At 67.3% G+C, this 17,119-nt stretch carries 15 protein-coding genes; 10 read left to right on the top strand and 5 right to left on the bottom strand.

Annotated features, from left to right (window positions below; translation table 11 throughout):
• The first annotated feature begins 79 nt into the window (after positions 1-79).
• The 6 genes from ENSA7_RS20165 (at position 80) to ENSA7_RS43950 (ending at position 5,844) form a co-directional block, all read left to right on the top strand.
• Positions 80-1,891, top strand: a complete 1,812-nt coding sequence (locus ENSA7_RS20165) for a hypothetical protein (protein WP_181233932.1) — start codon at positions 80-82, stop codon at positions 1,889-1,891.
• A gap of 82 nt (positions 1,892-1,973) precedes the next feature.
• Positions 1,974-3,023 carry a hypothetical protein gene (locus ENSA7_RS20160; RefSeq protein WP_106090942.1) on the top strand — a complete coding sequence of 350 codons (1,050 nt, stop codon included), beginning with the start codon at positions 1,974-1,976 and terminating at the stop codon, positions 3,021-3,023.
• A gap of 46 nt (positions 3,024-3,069) precedes the next feature.
• Complete coding sequence (locus ENSA7_RS20155) at positions 3,070-3,597, top strand: RNA polymerase sigma factor (RefSeq protein ID WP_106090975.1); 528 nt, start codon at positions 3,070-3,072, stop codon at positions 3,595-3,597.
• Positions 3,594-4,385, top strand: coding sequence for a hypothetical protein (locus ENSA7_RS20150; RefSeq protein WP_106090941.1), 792 nt, complete (start codon positions 3,594-3,596; stop codon positions 4,383-4,385). Before ENSA7_RS20155 ends, ENSA7_RS20150 begins: the two co-directional genes overlap by 4 nt.
• A gap of 31 nt (positions 4,386-4,416) precedes the next feature.
• A complete protein-coding gene (locus ENSA7_RS20145) occupies positions 4,417-5,235 on the top strand; it encodes a hypothetical protein (RefSeq protein ID WP_106090940.1) in 819 nt (272 codons plus the stop codon).
• Between the two features lie 168 nt (positions 5,236-5,403).
• Positions 5,404-5,844, top strand: coding sequence for a hypothetical protein (locus ENSA7_RS43950; RefSeq protein WP_181233931.1), 441 nt, complete (start codon positions 5,404-5,406; stop codon positions 5,842-5,844).
• 7 nt (positions 5,845-5,851) lie between these two features.
• On the opposite strand, the gene ENSA7_RS20130 is transcribed toward ENSA7_RS43950, so the two are convergent.
• Positions 5,852-7,480, bottom strand: a complete 1,629-nt coding sequence (locus ENSA7_RS20130; RefSeq protein WP_106090937.1) for an IgGFc-binding protein — start codon at positions 7,478-7,480, stop codon at positions 5,852-5,854.
• Between the two features lie 172 nt (positions 7,481-7,652).
• Between ENSA7_RS20130 and ENSA7_RS20125 the strand changes: the two genes are divergently transcribed.
• Together ENSA7_RS20125 and ENSA7_RS20120 are read left to right on the top strand one after the other, a co-directional pair.
• Positions 7,653-8,609 carry a DUF1152 domain-containing protein gene (locus tag ENSA7_RS20125; RefSeq protein ID WP_106090936.1) on the top strand — a complete coding sequence of 319 codons (957 nt, stop codon included), beginning with the start codon at positions 7,653-7,655 and terminating at the stop codon, positions 8,607-8,609.
• 58 nt (positions 8,610-8,667) lie between these two features.
• Complete coding sequence (locus ENSA7_RS20120; protein WP_146157907.1) at positions 8,668-9,363, top strand: hypothetical protein; 696 nt, start codon at positions 8,668-8,670, stop codon at positions 9,361-9,363.
• 6 nt (positions 9,364-9,369) lie between these two features.
• On the opposite strand, the gene ENSA7_RS42360 is transcribed toward ENSA7_RS20120, so the two are convergent.
• The gene (locus ENSA7_RS42360; RefSeq protein ID WP_146157906.1) at positions 9,370-10,548 is read right to left on the bottom strand and encodes a hypothetical protein; all 1,179 of its coding nucleotides are present in this window, start codon (positions 10,546-10,548) and stop codon (positions 9,370-9,372) included.
• Positions 10,549-11,187: 639 nt separating this feature from the next.
• On the opposite strand from ENSA7_RS42360, the gene ENSA7_RS20110 reads away from it, so the two are divergent.
• Positions 11,188-12,516 (top strand): ATP-binding protein, encoded by a 1,329-nt coding sequence (locus tag ENSA7_RS20110; protein ID WP_106090933.1) that lies wholly within the window; start codon positions 11,188-11,190, stop codon positions 12,514-12,516.
• 3 nt (positions 12,517-12,519) lie between these two features.
• Positions 12,520-14,199: a hypothetical protein gene (locus ENSA7_RS20105; RefSeq protein WP_106090932.1), complete on the top strand. Its 1,680-nt coding sequence runs from the start codon at positions 12,520-12,522 to the stop codon at positions 14,197-14,199.
• A gap of 10 nt (positions 14,200-14,209) precedes the next feature.
• On the opposite strand, the gene ENSA7_RS20100 is transcribed toward ENSA7_RS20105, so the two are convergent.
• The 3 genes from ENSA7_RS20100 to ENSA7_RS20090 are packed head-to-tail and all read right to left on the bottom strand — an operon-like array spanning position 14,210 to position 16,864.
• On the bottom strand, positions 14,210-15,028 hold the full coding sequence (locus ENSA7_RS20100; protein ID WP_106090931.1) for a hypothetical protein: 819 nt from the start codon (positions 15,026-15,028) through the stop codon (positions 14,210-14,212).
• 18 nt (positions 15,029-15,046) lie between these two features.
• On the bottom strand, positions 15,047-15,364 hold the full coding sequence (locus tag ENSA7_RS20095; protein ID WP_280524024.1) for a peroxiredoxin family protein: 318 nt from the start codon (positions 15,362-15,364) through the stop codon (positions 15,047-15,049).
• Positions 15,365-15,376: 12 nt separating this feature from the next.
• Positions 15,377-16,864, bottom strand: a complete 1,488-nt coding sequence (locus ENSA7_RS20090) for an ASH domain-containing protein (protein ID WP_106090929.1) — start codon at positions 16,862-16,864, stop codon at positions 15,377-15,379.
• Positions 16,865-17,119: the final 255 nt, after the last annotated feature.

Raw genomic sequence — 17,119 nt, 5'->3', positions numbered from 1 at the left:
TCCTCGCCCGCTTGCAGGCGCCATCTCCGGACTGCTTCACCGTGGGCAGCGAACTGTCACGCTTTGCTCGGCACTGCTCTTGCTCTCCCCGACTGCGGCCTGCGTGATCGTTGGCGACGACACCGCCGACACCGGGACCAGCGACACCACCGACACGACTGGCACCGACACCGACACCGACACGACGGACACCACCGACACTGCCGAAGACTGGGTCAGCACCCACGGCCCCGAGCACTGCGGTGAGATCACTGGCGACGAGGTCTGGGCCGCCGACCTCAACCCCCACATCATCACCTGCGACGTGTTCGTGGAGGGCGGCAGCGTGCAGGTCGGACCGGGGGTCGAGATCCGGGCATACGACAAGACCGGCATCTTCGTGTCACGCGACGGCGGGACCGCGGACTTTGGCGTGTTCGGCAGCGAGGCGGCGCCCGTAGAGCTGCGCTCGGACTCGGGGACGGGCGCGGGGCTGTGGAAGGGGATCAGCGTGTTTCCAGCGGCCGGCACGATCGAGCTGCACCACGCCACGATCGACTCCGGCGGTGGATTCAACACCGAGGCCAATCTCTATGTCGAGGGCGGCGAGGCGCTGGTCGATCACGTGACCCTGACCAACGCCGAAGAGTGGGGCCTCGCGCTGCGCGAGGGCGCGCGCCTGAGTCCCGACAGCACCGCCCTTCAGATCCACGCGACCATGGGCTGGCCGGTCCTCGTCGACCCTGGACACGTTCACAGCTTGCCCGCGACCGACAGCGACTACACCGGGAACGACTCGGATGGCATCTACATCCACGCGACTGGGCTCGACTGGTACGACGTGCACGAGTCGGTCACGTGGGAGCACCTGGGGGTCGACTACTTCGTGTTCACGCCGCTGTCGCTCGAGGGCACGGCCAACGCCGCGGCGGTGCTGGAGCTGGGCCCTGGCGTGACCGTGCGCTTCGCCGACGACGCGCCGCTGCGCCTGGCCTATCACGAGGGCGCGGCCGGCTTGATCACGCTTGGCGAGCCGACCGCGCCGGTCGTGCTCTCGTCGATGAACTCGCTCGACCGGGGGGCGTGGCCGGGGGTGCGGGCGTTCGACAACACCGTCGATGCCTCGTTTCGCCTGACCCACACGATCATCGAGTGGGGCGGAGGCTTCAACGCCGACGGCTGCCTGTATGCCAGCGACGCGGGGGTGTTTGTCGACCACGTCGAGCTGCGCGGCTGCGAGAGCGCCGGGTTCCTGTTCGAAGACAACGCCCGGTTCTTGCCAGACAGCACCGACTTGCAGGTCCACGACAGCGATCGCAGCGGCGAGATCCGTGCGAATCAGGTCCACACGATCCCCAAGACCGGCGTCGATCTAACCGGCAATGACGCCGACGTGATTGCGATCTGGGGGTTCAACCACGAGATCGACCACGCCGTGACGTGGGCCAACCTCGGCGTCCCCTACCGGGCCGAGACCCACATCTATCTCGAAGGTACGGCGCTCGATCCCGGCGTGCTCACCCTCGAGCCTGGGGTCACGTTCGCGTTCGCGGCGGATAATTTTCTGCGCTTGAGTCAACATGGCGGCGCCTCGGGGTTACTCGCGATCGGCACCGCCGAGCAGCCGATCGTGTTCACGGGCGCGGACGCGCTCGATCCTGGCGCGTGGGCGGGCATCCGCATCCAGGACGACGCGATCGACGGCCAGACCCGGTTTGAACACGTGGAGATCCGCTCGGGCGGCGGATTCAACTCGGACGCCAACGTGACCCTGTACGACGCCTCGCCGACCTTCATCAACACCCGGATCGTCGACAGCGACTGCTGGGGGATCTGGGCCGACAGCTTCTCCAACCCGTCGCTCAGCGGTGTCGTGTTCGAGAACAACAGCTGCGGCGACGTCGGCCCCTGAGCCGGACGGCCAGTTGGCCGGGCGCCTGCGACCGCGCCTGCGATCTTGATCCGCAAGATCCCGCGTGCTACCGCGCGAGTGCGTGATCACGAAGCTCTTGGTCGCCGCGCTGCTGGCCAGCGCCCCGGCTGCCCACGACCTGCAGGTTCGGTGGGCGGGGGCGCCAGAGTGTCAGGGTGGACAGCGCATGATCGAGCGGCTCGAGGTGCTCGCGCCCGAGCTGTCGGTCGCGCGCGCCGAGACGTCGGCGCTCGTGACCGCGACGGTGATCATCGAGCGGGATCCACGACGGCAGTGGTCGGTGCGGCTCGAGCTCGACGGCCCGCTCGGTGTCGAGCGCCGGACCTTCGTGGCCGAGAGCTGCGCGGTGGCGATCGACGCGACGGCCCTGGTGCTGGCCGTCGCGATCGATCCGGTCGCCGTCGCGGCGCGGATCAATGAAGAGGCACACGCGCCCGAACCACGACCCAAACCGGAGCCGGAACCACAATTCGAGCCAGCGCCGCCCCTGCCGGCTCGCAGCGAAGGCCCAGACGCGCCCGCCGTCGCGGTTGAAGACGAGTGGGACCCCGGCACGCTGGTGATCAGCGACGCCCGAGCAGACCGCCCGCCCGAGCAAAGCGGCCGCGTCCGGTTCGGCATCGCGGCCCTCGCTGGCGGCGGCTACGGTCCGATGCAAGCTGGGTCGGCCACCGTCATGGGCCGGCTGGCGGTGATCGGCCAGCGCTGGCGGGTCGAGCTGCGCGGCGCCTGGCTGCCGCCGCTTCGGCCCCCTCTCAATGACCGGGGTCGCGCTCGCGTCGACGGCTTCACGGTCGGCGCCCTGGGCTGCAACCTGTTCCACGCCGGCCCCGTCGAGTTTCCCCTGTGCGCCGGGATCGAGGCCGGGGCCGTGCGGGCCCGCGCGCTCGAGCCGATTCAGAACCCCGAGATGGCGACGCAGCCGATCGTCGAGGTCGTGCTCGGCCCGGGCCTGAGCTGGGCGCCGACCGAGCGAGTCGCGCTCGGCCTCGAGGTCCAGGCGCTGATCCCGTTTGTGTTCGGGGGCTTCGCGCTCGACAACCAAACGGCCCTCGACACTGCGCCAGTGGGCATCCGCGCGCTCGCGGGCGTCGAGATCCGACTACCGTGACCGGCCACCACGGAAACCGCCGCTGCCGGCAATCGCTGTGGATCGGATGACCTCGCCCAGCCTCGCGCGCGCTTCGAGCGACGAGTTTGACCTCGTGTATCGGCGCGAGATGGGGTTCGTGTGGCGGGTGCTTCGCTATCACGGCGTCGGCCCCGAGGCGATCGAGGACGCGGTCCAGGACGTGTTCATGGTCGTTCACCGCCGCTGGCACGCCTGGGATCCGCAGCAGTCGATCCGCTCGTGGCTGTTTGGGATCGCCCGCCGGGTGGCGGCGACCCGGCGGCGGGGCGCGGCCCGACATGAGCGAAAGCTCGCGGCGATCCCCGAGCGCGCGCCGACGGCCGCCCTCGATGAACAGGCCGCCGACCGCGAGACGCTGCGCCGCCTGGCCGACGTGCTCGCGCAGCTGGATCACAAGCTCGCCGCCGTGTTCGTGCTGTCCGAGATCGAAGGGCTGACCGCGCCCGAGATCGCCGAGCAGCTCGACGCCAACCTCAACACCGTCTACTGGCGGTTGCGAACCGCCCGCGCCCACGTCAACGGGGCGATGGCGCTGAAGGAGTCCCCGTCATGACCGAACTCGATCCGCGGATCCACGCCTCGATCGGGCGCAGCCTCAGGCAAGGGAGCCACAGCCCGCCCGCTGGCGTCGAAGATCACATGCTGGCCCAGTTTCACGCTGCGCTTGGCGGTCCGCCCGACGGTGGTCTGAGTGGCGCCGAGCCGGGCTCCGGGCCCGCGCTCGCGGGCGGCGGTCAGGTCGTTCACGCGATCAAGATCGTCGCGGCCGTCATCGGTCTGACCACGGTGGGGCTCGGCGGCGTCGCGCTGGTCGGGAAGGTTGTGCGGGGTGCTCGGACCGAGCGAGCGCCGATCGTCAGCGCGAGTTTGGAGCCAGACCCCGCGGAGGGGGTGAGCCAGGAGTCTGAGCTGGTCGCGAACGAAGCCGTGGACTCGAGCGCGCCCCCAGAACCTCCCGAGGTAGTCGAGCCGTCTCCGTCCACCTCGCAGCCCTCCAGCGCCCGCACGCCCTCCCCGACCTCGACCAGCTCGAGCGCCTCCGCCACGCTCGCCGCCGAGCTGCAGCTGATCCGCGCGGCACGCAACGCGCCCGCGGCCCAGGCTCTCGCGCTGCTCGACCAACACGCCGAGCAATTCCCGAACGGCGAGCTGGCCAACGAGCGCGAGGGCCTGCGGGTCATCGCGCTGTGCGAGCTCGACCGGTTTGACGAGGCGCAACGAGCCGGCGAGCGGTTCGTGGCCGGCTCGCCCGGCAAGCTGCTCGTCCAACGGGTCGAGTCTGCGTGTCGCAACAAATTTTCGTTGCCAACCACGGAACCCGAGGTGGCCGGCCACCGCTGAGGTTGAACCCGGTGCACGGGTCACTAACCGCATGAACGACAACTTGCAGAAACTACTCATCCTGGTCGGCGCGACCGCTCTGTCCCTGACCGCGCCCGGCTGTGATCTAGACGACAAGAACATCGGCGAGACCGGTGAGACGGACGACGGCGACTCGACAGGCGACGTCGACCCCGACCCCATTGGTGACGGTGACGGCGACCCCACGGGTGACGGCGATGCCACCTGCCCGCCCCCCGATGGCGCCGTGGAGTTCAGCTACGGCCCGGCCAACTTCAACCTCTCGCTGCCACCGTTTGACACCAAGATCGACTGGACCTGCACCGTTGCGATGATCGACAACGTGGACGATCTGTCGCTCGAGCTCGACTGCCCCAACAGCGAGGATCCGATGTTGATCCAGATCACCGCCGAGCCGGGGCTCTCCGTTCCGCTGGCCCAAGACGACATCGTTCGGGTCCGCTACACAGTGGAGACACCGTTTTGGTCCAATCTGTACCTGCGCCTGGACCTCGAGGGCTACGGCCACGTGCTCACCTTGGTCGACGGCGACAGCTTGACCCCCGACGACGCCGGGACCTTCGAGCTGCCGTTTGGCGTGAGCGCGGCGTCTGCAAATTGCGCCCCGGTCGACACCGAGTGCGGCATGATCGACCGCCTCGCGCTGACCTTTGACAGCATGGGCGAGCCCACGCAGATCGTCTTTGACGGTGACTACGGCAACATTCAGGGTGAGCCGGGCGCCAATGTCTGGCTGACCGGCGCACAGAACCTGACGCAGCACCCGAACATGATCTGCACGGACGTGCCCGCGAGCTGGTATCAGATGCTGATCGTGGACGCGAATTAGCGCGGCGATCTGTGCGACCCGCCCGCGGGTGTGTCGGTTTCATCGGGTTGGCTGCTGCAGCTCACAGCCAGCTCGACCGGACCGCGAAGCAAGCACACCCAGCGGCGGGACCAAGTGTTCGTGATGACCAAGCGAGCACGGCGATTAACGACCCTTTGGATCTCGAGCATGGCGCTGCTCGTCGCTCCCGCGTGTGACGAGGGTGACGACGGCAGCGACGAGCAGGCCGCCAGCACTGAAGGTGACGGTGACGGTGACGGCGACGGCGACGGCGAGAGCGGCGGCAAGCACGAGGGCGACGGCGACACCAGCGAGTCCGAGACCACGGGCGAGCTGATGGGCTGCGCCGTGCACGAGACCCAGGCAGCCTGCATGGCTGAAGCGGGCTGCGGCGCCATCTTTGGCAACCCCGTGGTCGAGGATGGCGAGGGCAGCTACTGCACGCAGAGCGAGAAGACGTACATCGGCTGCGTGTTCGCGGGCGACCTGTGTCCGATGCTGCCCAACATCCTGTGCAGCGAGGACGCGGTGTGGACCTCGAGTGGCTGCGTGCCGGAGAACGTGATGATCTGCGAGTCACCCGGCGAGATCACTGGCGCCTGCGCGTAGGCGCAGGTTACCCCTGAGGACTCGGGTTGATCACCGAGGTCCCGACCCCGCCGAGGTACGCGTAGCTATCGTACGAGTCGAACCCGACCACGGTCACGCTAACCGGGTCCCCGAGCCCGTCGACGGCGTGCACGCCATCGGGCGTCAGCAGCCGCGCGACCTCATAGTCCCCGTTCCCGACCGGGATGAACTCCATGTCTGGAACGACGACCCCGTCGACCTCGACCTGCGCGCCCTCGAGCCGCGTGATCACCAGATAGTCATTGACCCACGTCGCTGGGACCAACACCACATAGCGCGGCAAGTACTGCTCGACCGGGCTCATCTGCACCATCGCCGGGTCGCCGTCGCCGGAGTTGATCCCGATCAAGTACGACATGACGGCGATCGGCTTGTCGGCATCAACAAAGAAGTCACCCGGATTGGCAATTGAGCCGGTCGCCGGGAACTCGACCTTTTCACCTGCGTCGAGCACGATCGGGCCCGGCGGGAGCCCGGTGACCTCGACGCTCGCGTCGATCGTGATGGTGGTGTCGTCCTCCGACGCGTAGATCTGCCAGATCGTGGCCTCGGGATCGTTGACTTGGCGGATCGGCATGCGCGAGGCCACGAACTGCGTGCCCCACAGGCGCAGGCCAGTCAGCATCTCTTCCATGTGATCGCAGGCGCCCTGCCCCGTGTTGGTGCACTCGGTCCCGGTGAACACCCCGACCGGGTGATCCTCGTCGGTCAGCAGCCGGGTGCCGGTCATGCTGTTGTTGGCGCCCTCGGTTGCGATCTGGGCGACGTCGCCCTCGTCGAGCTGGATGATGAAGGGCACGTTGGGCTGCCCGGCCGGGATCCCGGCCCCAGCCACGGTTGGGTTGGCGACGGTGACCTCGAGCTGGGTGCCGTCGACGGCCCCGACCACGTTGATGTAGCTGCCATAGCTAATCGTCACGTGATAGCCAACGATGTCGTAGATGTAGTCCCAGCTCGCGACCGGATACAGCAATGAGGCGTCAGTCGTGTACGAGTTGTTCCCGTCGTATGGGTTGAACTGGTAGGCCACCGTGGGCACGTCGGTGGTCACACGATACGTGCCACCGACCTTGAGCCCGCTCCCCTCTTGGTGGTTGTCGGGCAGGAAGAACGGGAACGAGTCGAGGGGCTGGATGGCCTGGGGCCCGGCGATCATGTTCCAGTTGCCGCCCACCTTCTGCTCGACGTAGGCGGTGGCGACCTGATCCTCTTGCACGTTCGACACGATGATCCCGTATTGCGAGGTCTCGCCGGACGAGAGGTTGTCGAGATCCAGGCCGAAGAACAGGCACCCGACCGCGCTCTCGACCTGGGCGGCGGTGTTGCAGTCTTCGGGGATCCCCATGAAGCCCCCGCCCGTGTCGCCGCTACCGTCGGGCACTGGCATGAGATCGAACTTGGGGCCGGTGCCGCCGCCGGTCGGATCATCATCGCCGTCCCCCGAGTCGCCATCGCCGTCGCCGTCGCCCGTCGTGCCGGAGTCAGGCCCGCTCGCGCCGTCGTCGGGACCGCTGGTCGAGTCGCTGGTCGTGGGCACGATCGTGGTCGGTCCAACCCCGGTGTCCGACTCCGCCAGCCCATCGGATGACGTACACGCGGCAAGCGAGATTGACATACATGCAAGAAGAGAAGCGCGGCGCATGGCTGACTCTACCAGCCCAGGCCCCGGTGGCGCAGCAACGCGGGCCGACGATTGGCATCTTTCCGATCACGTGGCTTGCGCGAGGCCCCAGCGTCGCGCCAGTGACGCGAGCCGCTCCGCACGGATTCTCCAATAGACTCAGCCCATGCAGCTCGACGCCATGCCCTTCTTCGATCGCCTGCGCGACTGCAAGCGCGTCCTGCTCGCGGGCGCGGGCGGAGGGTTCGACATCTTCTGCGGGCTGCCGCTGTACTTCGCGCTGCGGCGGCGCGGGTGCGAGGTCCACCTCGCCAACCTCAGCTTCTCGCGCCTTCCGCTTCGAGATGACGACCCTTGCCCCGTGTACAAGGTCGAGCCCACGACCGAGGGCAGCCCACACTACTTTCCCGAGCGCTGTCTCAGCGAGTGGTTCGCCAGCGAGCTCGGCGAAGATGTCCCGATCTGGTCGTTCGCCAAGTCGGGCGTGCAGCCGCTGCGCCGCGCCTACGAGCTCGTGCTCGCGCAGACCCGCGCCGACGCGATCGTGCTGATCGACGGCGGGACCGACAGCCTCATGCGCGGCGACGAGTGCGGGCTGGGCACGCCGGCCGAGGACATGTCGACGATCGCCGCGGTCCACGGCATCGACAGCGCGCTGGCGCCGACGCGATTGCTGGTCAGCGTTGGCTTTGGCGTCGACAGCTTCCATGGGGTCGCCCACGTCGACGTGCTCGAGGCGATCGCCGCGATCGACCAGGCCGGCGGCTACCTCGGAGTGTTCCCGCTGCTGCGTGGCATGCCTGAGGTCGAGCGCTACCGCGAGGCGTGTGAGTACGTTTGCGCAGCGACGCCAACGCGCCCCAGCATCGTCAACCTCTCGATCCTCAGCGCCATCGACGGTGAGTTTGGTGACCACCATCGGACCGCCCGCACCCGCGGCAGCGAGCTGTTCATCAACCCGCTGATGAACCTGATGTTTGCGTTCGAGCTTGGGCCGCTCGCGCAACGCGTCCTGTACCTCGACGCGCTCGAGCAGACCCAGACCATCTACGAGATCAGCGCGGTGCTCGAGCGGGTCCGCGGTGCCAAGGGTGGCCGCCCGCGCCGCAGCATTCCGATTTAGCGCCGCTGCAGGCTCAAAACTCTGCTCGCGACTCGCGCTCGTCGCGTATGATGCCCGCGTGCGACGTCGACTGTCACTCGCGTGTGTCTTGGTGACCGGCTGCACGCTGCCGAACCCCGCGTTCGACGACCCAGCGACAGCTGGCGACGAGTCGACCTCGGGTGAGCCAGGCGACGGCGACTCAGGCGACGGCGACTCGGGCGACGCCGACTCGGGCGACGCCGACTCGGGCGACTCGCCGGGCGACGGCGACTCAGGCGACGGTGACGGTGACGGTGACGGTGACGGCGATGGCGACCCCGAGGCGTGCGTCCTCGAGGACTACGAGGGGCCCTACGTCCCCGTCGCGGTCCACTCGATCGCGGACGTCGACATGACCGGCGCGCCCGAGTTCGACGCGTTCCCCATGGACTGCTACGCGATGACGATCTGCGCCGCAGAGCAGGTCAACTGCGGTCCCAACACCAACTTTTTAGGCCGGATCCGCAGCGGCGGCAGCTTCGCCACTGGCAGCGGCTCGGGCACCTTGACGCCGATCAGGCTCGCGTTTCACCCGGGGCCCGCGATCTGTGGGCAACCCTTGCTGTTCGGCACCCAGCAGTCGTTCGAGCTCACCTACGAGATCAATCAGGTCGAGTACACGATCCCGGTCCGGCTGCCCTGCGTCGACGGTGACGACCCCACGCTGTTCGTCGCCGACGATGGGTCGACCTTCTGGGACCCCCTGCTCACCCAGCCCGCCGCGCTCTGGTAGCGACCGTCAATCACCGACGCAGTTCTCGGGGTCCACGGACTTGTCGGTGGGATATGAGCCTGGGAATTTGTCGTTTGCGGGGCACAGGCGCATGTAGACGTCACCAGCGTCGACCACCGGAAGCTCGACTCGATGTTTGCCCGTCCTGCGAAACGTCGTGGGTCCGTTGTTGTTCATCGTAGTGCTGCGTACTGTGTCAAAATCGACGCCATAGAGCGGCTCATCGAGGCAGGGCGCTACCGCGGCTGACATGTCCGACGGAATCCACGCGGCGATTGGCACACCGTCGAACTCGACGGGGACGTCGATTGTGAAGGCGACGAAATTCGTCCCGTCACCGCTCGGCCCGAAGGTGTGTGGCGCATCACAGTCCGCGGTGAGGTTGAGCTCCCACCTGTCGCCGTTGAGGGGCAGCTCCATGAGCCCTTCGCACAGACCCGGGAGTGGATAGGTGATCGCGGCGGTTGCTGCGTATTCGGCTTCGAGCTCCGCGAACGTCAAACCGTAGATGTCTTCGACGGCATCGAGCACCTGTTCCTTGGTCGCGTGCTGGTCCAGCCGCGGCTCGAACAATTCGCTAAACTTCCCCGGACCGAAGCGAGCAATCAACCACCGCGAGAAGTGGCCGCTGTCATACGAGCCAGATCCAACGATCTCCAAGAGGACTTGATTAGTCATGGAAGGATAGACCCACGACGTGCCCGGTAAGTACCAGTCGAGGCCATGCGCGATGCCTTCCGAAAACAGCCTGACACTCCGCCCCCACGCAGGCGTCACCACCGCATGAACTAGTTCGTGACGAAGGGTCCTAAAATCAGAATGAACGACGCCTTTGTAGCAGCCGGCACAGCTCCCGTTGCACCAGTCGCAGATTTCAGCCCGTTCTGCCAAGGATCCCGTCGCTAATCCATTGTACCAAAACACCGTTGTCGGCTGTTGTATCTCGATGCCCAAAAGATCAGCTACCGCTTCCATATAGCGATCCATCTCGTCGAGCGAACCCCTGCACACAGGCTGGCTAAACCCTGGCGCGATGTCCAAATATTTCGTGTGGTAGCGTACTTCGAAGTCCGGCCCACGAGCCGGAACTTCGCCCGGTTCGTCATCCGGTTCGTCATCCGGTACGCAAGATGACAGCAAGATGGCCGGCACGAACAGGATGTGGGGCGGGATAAAATTTCTCATGGACGACGAGTATCCGCACAGGCCGGGTCTGGCGTCAAGCGGCTTGCCTCCTCGCCGAAGATAGCTGCGATCTGCAACAACTCAGCTGTTGTTTTTTGCAACACCAGGATGCATGTACGGATTACTGAGGCCTCGACCAAAAAGAACGTTCACATCAACGTGGGCACATTACATCAGTGCATTGGCGAGGCCCGCGGCACCCTCGACTACGAAAGCCATGGTTTCGGGACGGCCGAAAATGCGGTGGATCCCCGGCGACCGACCCCAACGCAGGGGGAATCCTCGAGGGTCAGCTGGGCCAACCTCTCGACCGCCGCCACCCGGAGCGCGGCCCAGAACTCTGCTCGGCTTGCGCCACCTACGCCCGACTGAGCGTGCGACGTCGACTGGCACTCACATGGGGGCTTGGTGACCGCCGCACGTTGCCCGGCGCCTCCGAGCTCGACTGCCGGGCCGGGTCCGCCGTGGCGGCGACTTCGCCACAGACAGCGACTCGGGACCCCCTCACGCCGCTCAGGCTCGCGTTCGCCCGGACCCCGCGATCTTGTGGCCAGCCGTCGCAGTTCGCCGCTCAGCGGCCGCTCGATGGACTCGCCTCCGCTCTAGGCGCTGGCGCGCGACCCCTGTAGAGTGGCGTGGGTGGGCGAGCACATTCAGGCGAGGAACGCGTCGGAGGCATACTGGACCCTCGATCCCTACGCCGTCGTGCAGCCGGGTGATCCATGGTTTGCCAACCTCGAGACCATCGTCCCGCGTGAGCACTACGGCGTCGCGCACAGGCTCAAGAAGCAGCTCAGCGCGGGCCCGGGCCGTCCGGACTTCGTGCATGTCGGGCTCATGGGCCACGCGGGCGTCGGCAAGACAACGCTGGCCCGCAACGCGCTGGCCGAGCTGTCCCGGGACGGGATCGCGCCGATCTACATCAACTCGCTCGAGGCCTTCGATCAGAGCGACTATGTGTTCTCGGATCTCATGCTCGTGGTCGCCGAGTCGATCATTCGCCACCTCGCGGCGCTCGACGTCGACATTGACCACGAGCGGCTCGAGACCGTGCGCCAGTGGTTCGCCGACGAGGTCCTGTTCGAGACCCACCGCGACCAGATCATTGGCAGCCTCGAGGTCTCGGCCGAGGCCAACACCTCGCTCCCGTTCCTCGCTGCGTTCGCAGCCAAGCTGACGGCCGCGCTCAAGTCTGACAACGAGTACCGCCGCGAGATCCGTCGCCGTACCCAGCGCGATCCGATCGACCTGGTCCGCCGCATCAACTTGCTGCTCGACGCCGTCCACGAGGGGCTCGCGCCGCGCAAGGCCAAGCTGTGCGTGGTGTTCGACAACCTCGAGAAGACCAAGCTCGAGCTGGTCGACCGCGCGCTGCTGGCCCGCTCGGACGAGTTTCGCCGGCTGCGGACCAACGCGCTGCTGTTCTTCAATCCGGCCTGCGAGTACTCCCCGCTCAGCACCCCGGCGAGCCGCGCGTTCGAGTGCATCAACGTGCCCGTGCTGCCCGTGCGCCACCCCGGTGACCCGGCCGAGCTCGTCCGCCCCGAGGCCGCGAAGGCTGTCGAGATCCTGCTGTCGAAGCGGCTGCTGCTCGACGCGGTGTTCACCGACGTGCCCGCGTGCATTCACGCGCTCGCGCACTGGTCGGGTGGCCACATTCGCGACATGCTCATGATCGCCAGGCGGGCGGTCGAGAACGTCGAGCCCGAGCCCGTGACCGTGGTCGACATCGAGAAGGCGGGTCGCTGGCTGGGCGGTCGCCGCACGTCCTCGCTGCGCCCGGAGGACTTTGCGCGGGCGGTCGCTATTCATCGGACCAATCGCATTTTGGACACCGATCAAGACCGCCGCATGCTCAAGAATTCATGCGTGCTGCCGTACGATGGCACCGAGTGGTGGGACATGCACCCGGGCGTCCGCGCAGATGAATTGTTTCGCCAGGCCCTGCGCGAAGCCGACCAGGCGTGAGCCATGCACGATGAGCAGGAGCTCGACCGACTGCGTCGGTTCTCGACCCGGCCGGGACCGCGGTTTGGGCTGGCGATCGCCATATGTGCCGACATGGTGCTGGCCGAGCAGCACCGCGCAGCCTTGACCAAGCTGGTCGACAAGCGGATTGCGACGGTCGAGTTTCAGCATGAGGACGAGCGCAGCGATCTCGTTCAACCGATCATGGACGCAGCGGCCAACGCCGACGTGGTGTTCGTGGTCGGCCTCGACCGGCTGGTGACCGACAGCTTTGGGCGCACCCGCAACGCTCCGGCGGTCGCCAACCTCAACCAGCGCCGCGACGAGCTGCCGGAGCTGCTCGACGCGCGGGTCGTGTTCTGGGTGGCCAAGTCCGCGTATCCAAGCCTCAGCGAGGTCGCGTGGGATCTGTGCCAGGTCATGCTCACGACCGCGGAGTTCGAGGCCACCCGGACCCAGAGCTTCGCGCCGCGACCCGCCGCGAGCCTGCCCGAATGGATGGAGCTGGCCGACGAGCGCGAGGCCCCGGCCTTGGAGCGGCAGCTGGTCACGCTGGCCGAGATCCATGCGAACGCGACGACCGCGATCAGCCGGTCCGAGCTGGCCGAGAGCGCCAGCGCGATCAACATTCGACTCGGCCGACCAACGCAAGCCGTGACCTGGCTCGAGCGGGCGGTCGCGGCCGCGATCGAGGCCGAGCAGCCGCGCGAGGCCGCCCGCCAGCATCGCCGGCTCGCGCAGCTGCGCATGTTCGTGGGTGATCTCGACGGCGCCATCCAAGACGTCGATCACGCCGCGCGGCTCGGCGACTCTCCCCAGCAGATCGCGCTGGCCGACATGCTGCGGGCCGACATTGCGATCCAACGGCTCGACTTCGACGCCGCGCTCGAGCTGCTGCGTGAGCGCTGTCTGCCCGCGTTCGAGCGGGCCCGCGACCGCGCTGCCACGGCCCAGGTCTGGGACAAGATCGCCACCATTCACGAGCTGCGTGGCGAGCTCGATCAGGCGATCGCCGTGCGCGAGGAGCAGCAGCTGCCGCTGTATGGTCAGCTCGAGGACCCGCGCGGCGAGGCCGTCGCGCTCGAGAAGATCGCCGGTAGCTTGGCGCGCCAGGGGCAGCTCGAGAGCGCGCGCAAGCTCATCAACCAGCGCGTGCTCCCGGCCCTCGAGGGCATCGACGATGCGGTCGCCCACCAGTCCGCGATGGCGCAGCTCGCCGACGTGATCGAGGACCAGGGAGATCGTCGCGAGGCCACGCGGGTCCGCAAGCTGGCCGCGCGACCGGGGAGCACGCCCAACGCCCGGGCCGCGACGCTGAGCCTCGAGGCCAATGATTTGACCGACGCGGGGCGATCACAGGACGCGCTGACGCTGTGGCGCGAGCAGATCCTGCCGATCCACGTCGAGCTCGGCGATCTTCGCAGCCAGGTGGTGGCGCACCTCGAGATCGCGCGCGCGCTGGCGGCGACCGGCCGAACCGCCGAGGCGCTCTCGGTGCTAGAGCGGCAGGTGTTGCCCTCGACCGAGCGAGTGGGTGACGCACACGGTCGGGCCGCCGCCCTCGAGCTGGCGGCGCAGCTGCGTCGCACGCTGCAGCAGCTGCGACGGCGGCGTTGGATGATCGGTGCTGGCGTCGCGCTGGCTGTTTTCGCGGTCGTGGCCGTGCTCGCGTTCGTACTTTAGCGAGCGCGCGCTACAACGCGCAGATGACCAGATAGGTGAGCCGCGTGATCCCGGCGCCGGGGTCGGTCGTAGCGTAGCCATCCAGCACGTGACCCGGGACCGAGTCCGAGAAGCTCCCGTCGAGCGAGCTGATCGTGCGAAAGCTGACCGCGGTCCCGTTGGGCAGGTCGACCGGGGCGCGCAGCTCGATCGGAGACGCGCTGGTCGCAGCGAAGGGATGCATGGCATAGACCGCCACCAGCGTCTCCGCGTCCCATTCAGCGTCCAATTCGGGATAGGACGGGACGTGCTGAGGAGGCAACCGGCGCGCCGCGACATCGTAGAGAAACTCGCCGATCGGCGGCGTGATGTCGTCGCGGCGCAGTGTCAGCTCGAGCCCGTCGCCGGCCGCCAGCGTCTGCGGAGCGCTGCCCGCAAATTCGATGATCGCCCCCTCGGGGAGCTCGGGGACATACACGGTGCCAATGTCCACGAGCGCCTGGTCGACGATGTCGACAGGCTCGAGCGCCGCGGCCATGCGAGGGCTCTGGCCCAGATCCGTGTGGGTCTTCAGGGCCACCTGTGCCGGTGGTTCGATCTCGAATTCGAAGTAGCCGTCTGGCCCGCTCTGACCGTACGCACAGCTGGTCGCCTGGCAGGCGAGGACTTGGACGTTGGGCATGGGTTGCTCGGCCGCGTCGATCAGGCGGCCGCGCAGGCCGGGCCCCGCGATCGTGTCTTCGCTCCCGCCTTCGGACACATCGTCTCCACAGCCGACCTGCGGCGCGATCATGATGGTCAGGGTGATCGCCGTCGTCGTGAGCCGTGCAAGGGTCGCCTGGCGTCGCATGATCCTCCGAGTCCGATGCTACTCCGCGAGCAGCTTGATGATCATCGCATCCATCGCAGCCGGATCATACTCCCGGGCGACGTAGCGGATGATGCCTTGCTTGTCGACGATGACGTCGACCGGATAAGGGTTGGTGCCGTCGAAGCTGCTGGTGAACAGCTCGTAGGTCGACGTCTCCTCCACGCCCACGGGGTAGGTGACGCCAAGTGTCTCGCAGAACGCCTGAACCTCGGGGATCTGCGTGTAGTCGTCTGGGTCAGGATTGATGGCGACCATCACCAGGCCCTGCGACTCGTACTTCTCGAAGAAACGCTGCTGCATGTCTGGTAACTCCAGACTGCAAACCGGTCAGAAGGTAGCGAAGTAGGCCAAGACCATGACGTTGCCGATCAGCGGCGCCGTCGACAACGTCGAGCCGTCGAGCAGCGTGACCTCGGTGTCGGGGAGCGGCTGACCGACACCGAGACCGGGCTGGTTGCCGACGAGGTACGCGCTGCGAATTGGCTGCTGCGGATCGTCGGACCACAGCTGCAAAACCGCTGTCTCGCTGGTGGTCACCGTGGCGGTGTAGCTGAGCGTGAGCTCGGCCGATTCGCCGGGCTCGATCCGAACTTGGGCGGGCGAGACCGCGAAGGCCTCGTTGTCGACCCAGTTGTCAAACAGCGTCAGCGCGGCGTTGCCCTCGTTCTTGACCGAGAGCTCGCGCGTGTTCGTGTCGCCGACCTCGGTCGGTCCAAGGTCGATGCGGGCCACGTCCTCGGGGAGCACGATGCTGGGCGCCGAGCGATCGGCGTGGACGCGGAACGAGTAGGGCACCCACCAGTTGCCGACGAACATGTCGTCGCCAGACGCGGCCACATGCAGCGTCCGCGCGGTGGGATCCGGGCGCTGGGTGTCGGGCACGCACACTTCTGGATCGCCCGAGCAGGTCTCGTAGCCCTGCTCGATCGTGAGCCGCAGCGCCGCGATGAACGCGGGCGAGGCCGGGTCCGACACGTCATAGATCCGCGTGTCGTTCCAAGCGGCGACGTAGGCACGGCCAGCCGAGTAGGCGACCCCCACTGCGCTGCCCGGCGTCGGAACGTCCGACAGCACGCTTGGGGCCGCCGGATCGCTGACATCCACGAGCACGAGACCACCGCTGCCGGCCGCGACGTAGGCGACGCCATCGGCGACGACGAGATCCTCGGCGTTGCCCCCAAACACCACCCGAGCGATGAAGCTCGGGGCCAGCGGATCGCTGACATCGACAGTCGCGAGGCCACCGGTCCCGTCGGCGACGTAGGCGATGTCGCCGATGACCTGCACGTTCCAGGCGTTGTTGAGCCCGGACGCGGTCGAGATGTTGGTCCAGCCGGTCCCAGCGTCGTAGTCGTAGATCCCCAGGCCGCCCGTCTGCAGGGCGACGTAGATGAGCCCGTTCTCTACGTCGATGCCACCGTAGGCGACGCCCGGCTCCTGCAGCGCGGGGAGCTGAACCGGAGCGTCGGGATCGGTGAGATCCCAGCCGCTCAAGAACACCGCGAAGTCGATGTTTCCACGGTGTGAGGTGTAGACGAGGTCGAGGTCGTCCTCGTCCCACGCGAGGTGCAGGCACCCCGGGTCGCGATTGGACCCGCTCGGCGTGACGTGCTTGAGGCCCTGGACCTCATAGCTCATGTCCTGGGGATCGGAGGCGTCGATCATCCCAAACGTGTAGCTGCAGAAGAACAGCTTGCTGTCGGCCTCGCGGTACTTCAGCTGGGCGATGTGCATGTGATCCGCGTCGCCCTGCAGCCGTTGCAGCTGAACGAGCGGCGACAGGTGACGCCCCGGCTGCAGCAGTGGGTCCGGCATGTCCTCTGGACCGCAGCCACTCAGCCCGCCCGCACACGTCGCGATTAGCACCACGGAAGCAAGCCCAAGCCTGGTCATAATCGCCAGGCTGTCACGCCCCGCGAGACCCGTCAATCGGATCGTTGGACCCCATGGACGTGTCGAGATCGCTACTGCCGGATACACTCGACCGGCCCAAACGGCGCGGCGAGGCCGTCACAATAGGCCTGTAGCACGTTGGCCGCCTCGCGGCTGACCATATTGGACTGCAGATCG

Source organism: Enhygromyxa salina, assembly GCF_002994635.1.
GTDB lineage: Bacteria > Myxococcota_A > Polyangia > Nannocystales > Nannocystaceae > Plesiocystis > Plesiocystis salina_B.
This window is presented reverse-complemented; position numbering and strand designations above follow the sequence as displayed.

Coding starts and splice junctions, on each gene's coding strand:
- ENSA7_RS20125 (WP_106090936.1), top strand. CDS start 7,653: ATGCAGCTCGACGCCATGCCCTTCTTCGATCGCCTGCGCGACTGCAAG.
- ENSA7_RS43950 (WP_181233931.1), top strand. CDS start 5,404: ATGGCGCTGCTCGTCGCTCCCGCGTGTGACGAGGGTGACGACGGCAGC.
- ENSA7_RS20150 (WP_106090941.1), top strand. CDS start 3,594: ATGACCGAACTCGATCCGCGGATCCACGCCTCGATCGGGCGCAGCCTC.
- ENSA7_RS20155 (WP_106090975.1), top strand. CDS start 3,070: ATGACCTCGCCCAGCCTCGCGCGCGCTTCGAGCGACGAGTTTGACCTC.
- ENSA7_RS20145 (WP_106090940.1), top strand. CDS start 4,417: ATGAACGACAACTTGCAGAAACTACTCATCCTGGTCGGCGCGACCGCT.
- ENSA7_RS20090 (WP_106090929.1), bottom strand. CDS start 16,864: ATGCCGGACCCACTGCTGCAGCCGGGGCGTCACCTGTCGCCGCTCGTT.
- ENSA7_RS42360 (WP_146157906.1), bottom strand. CDS start 10,548: ATGAGAAATTTTATCCCGCCCCACATCCTGTTCGTGCCGGCCATCTTG.
- ENSA7_RS20100 (WP_106090931.1), bottom strand. CDS start 15,028: ATGCGACGCCAGGCGACCCTTGCACGGCTCACGACGACGGCGATCACC.
- ENSA7_RS20130 (WP_106090937.1), bottom strand. CDS start 7,480: ATGTCAATCTCGCTTGCCGCGTGTACGTCATCCGATGGGCTGGCGGAG.
- ENSA7_RS20105 (WP_106090932.1), top strand. CDS start 12,520: ATGCACGATGAGCAGGAGCTCGACCGACTGCGTCGGTTCTCGACCCGG.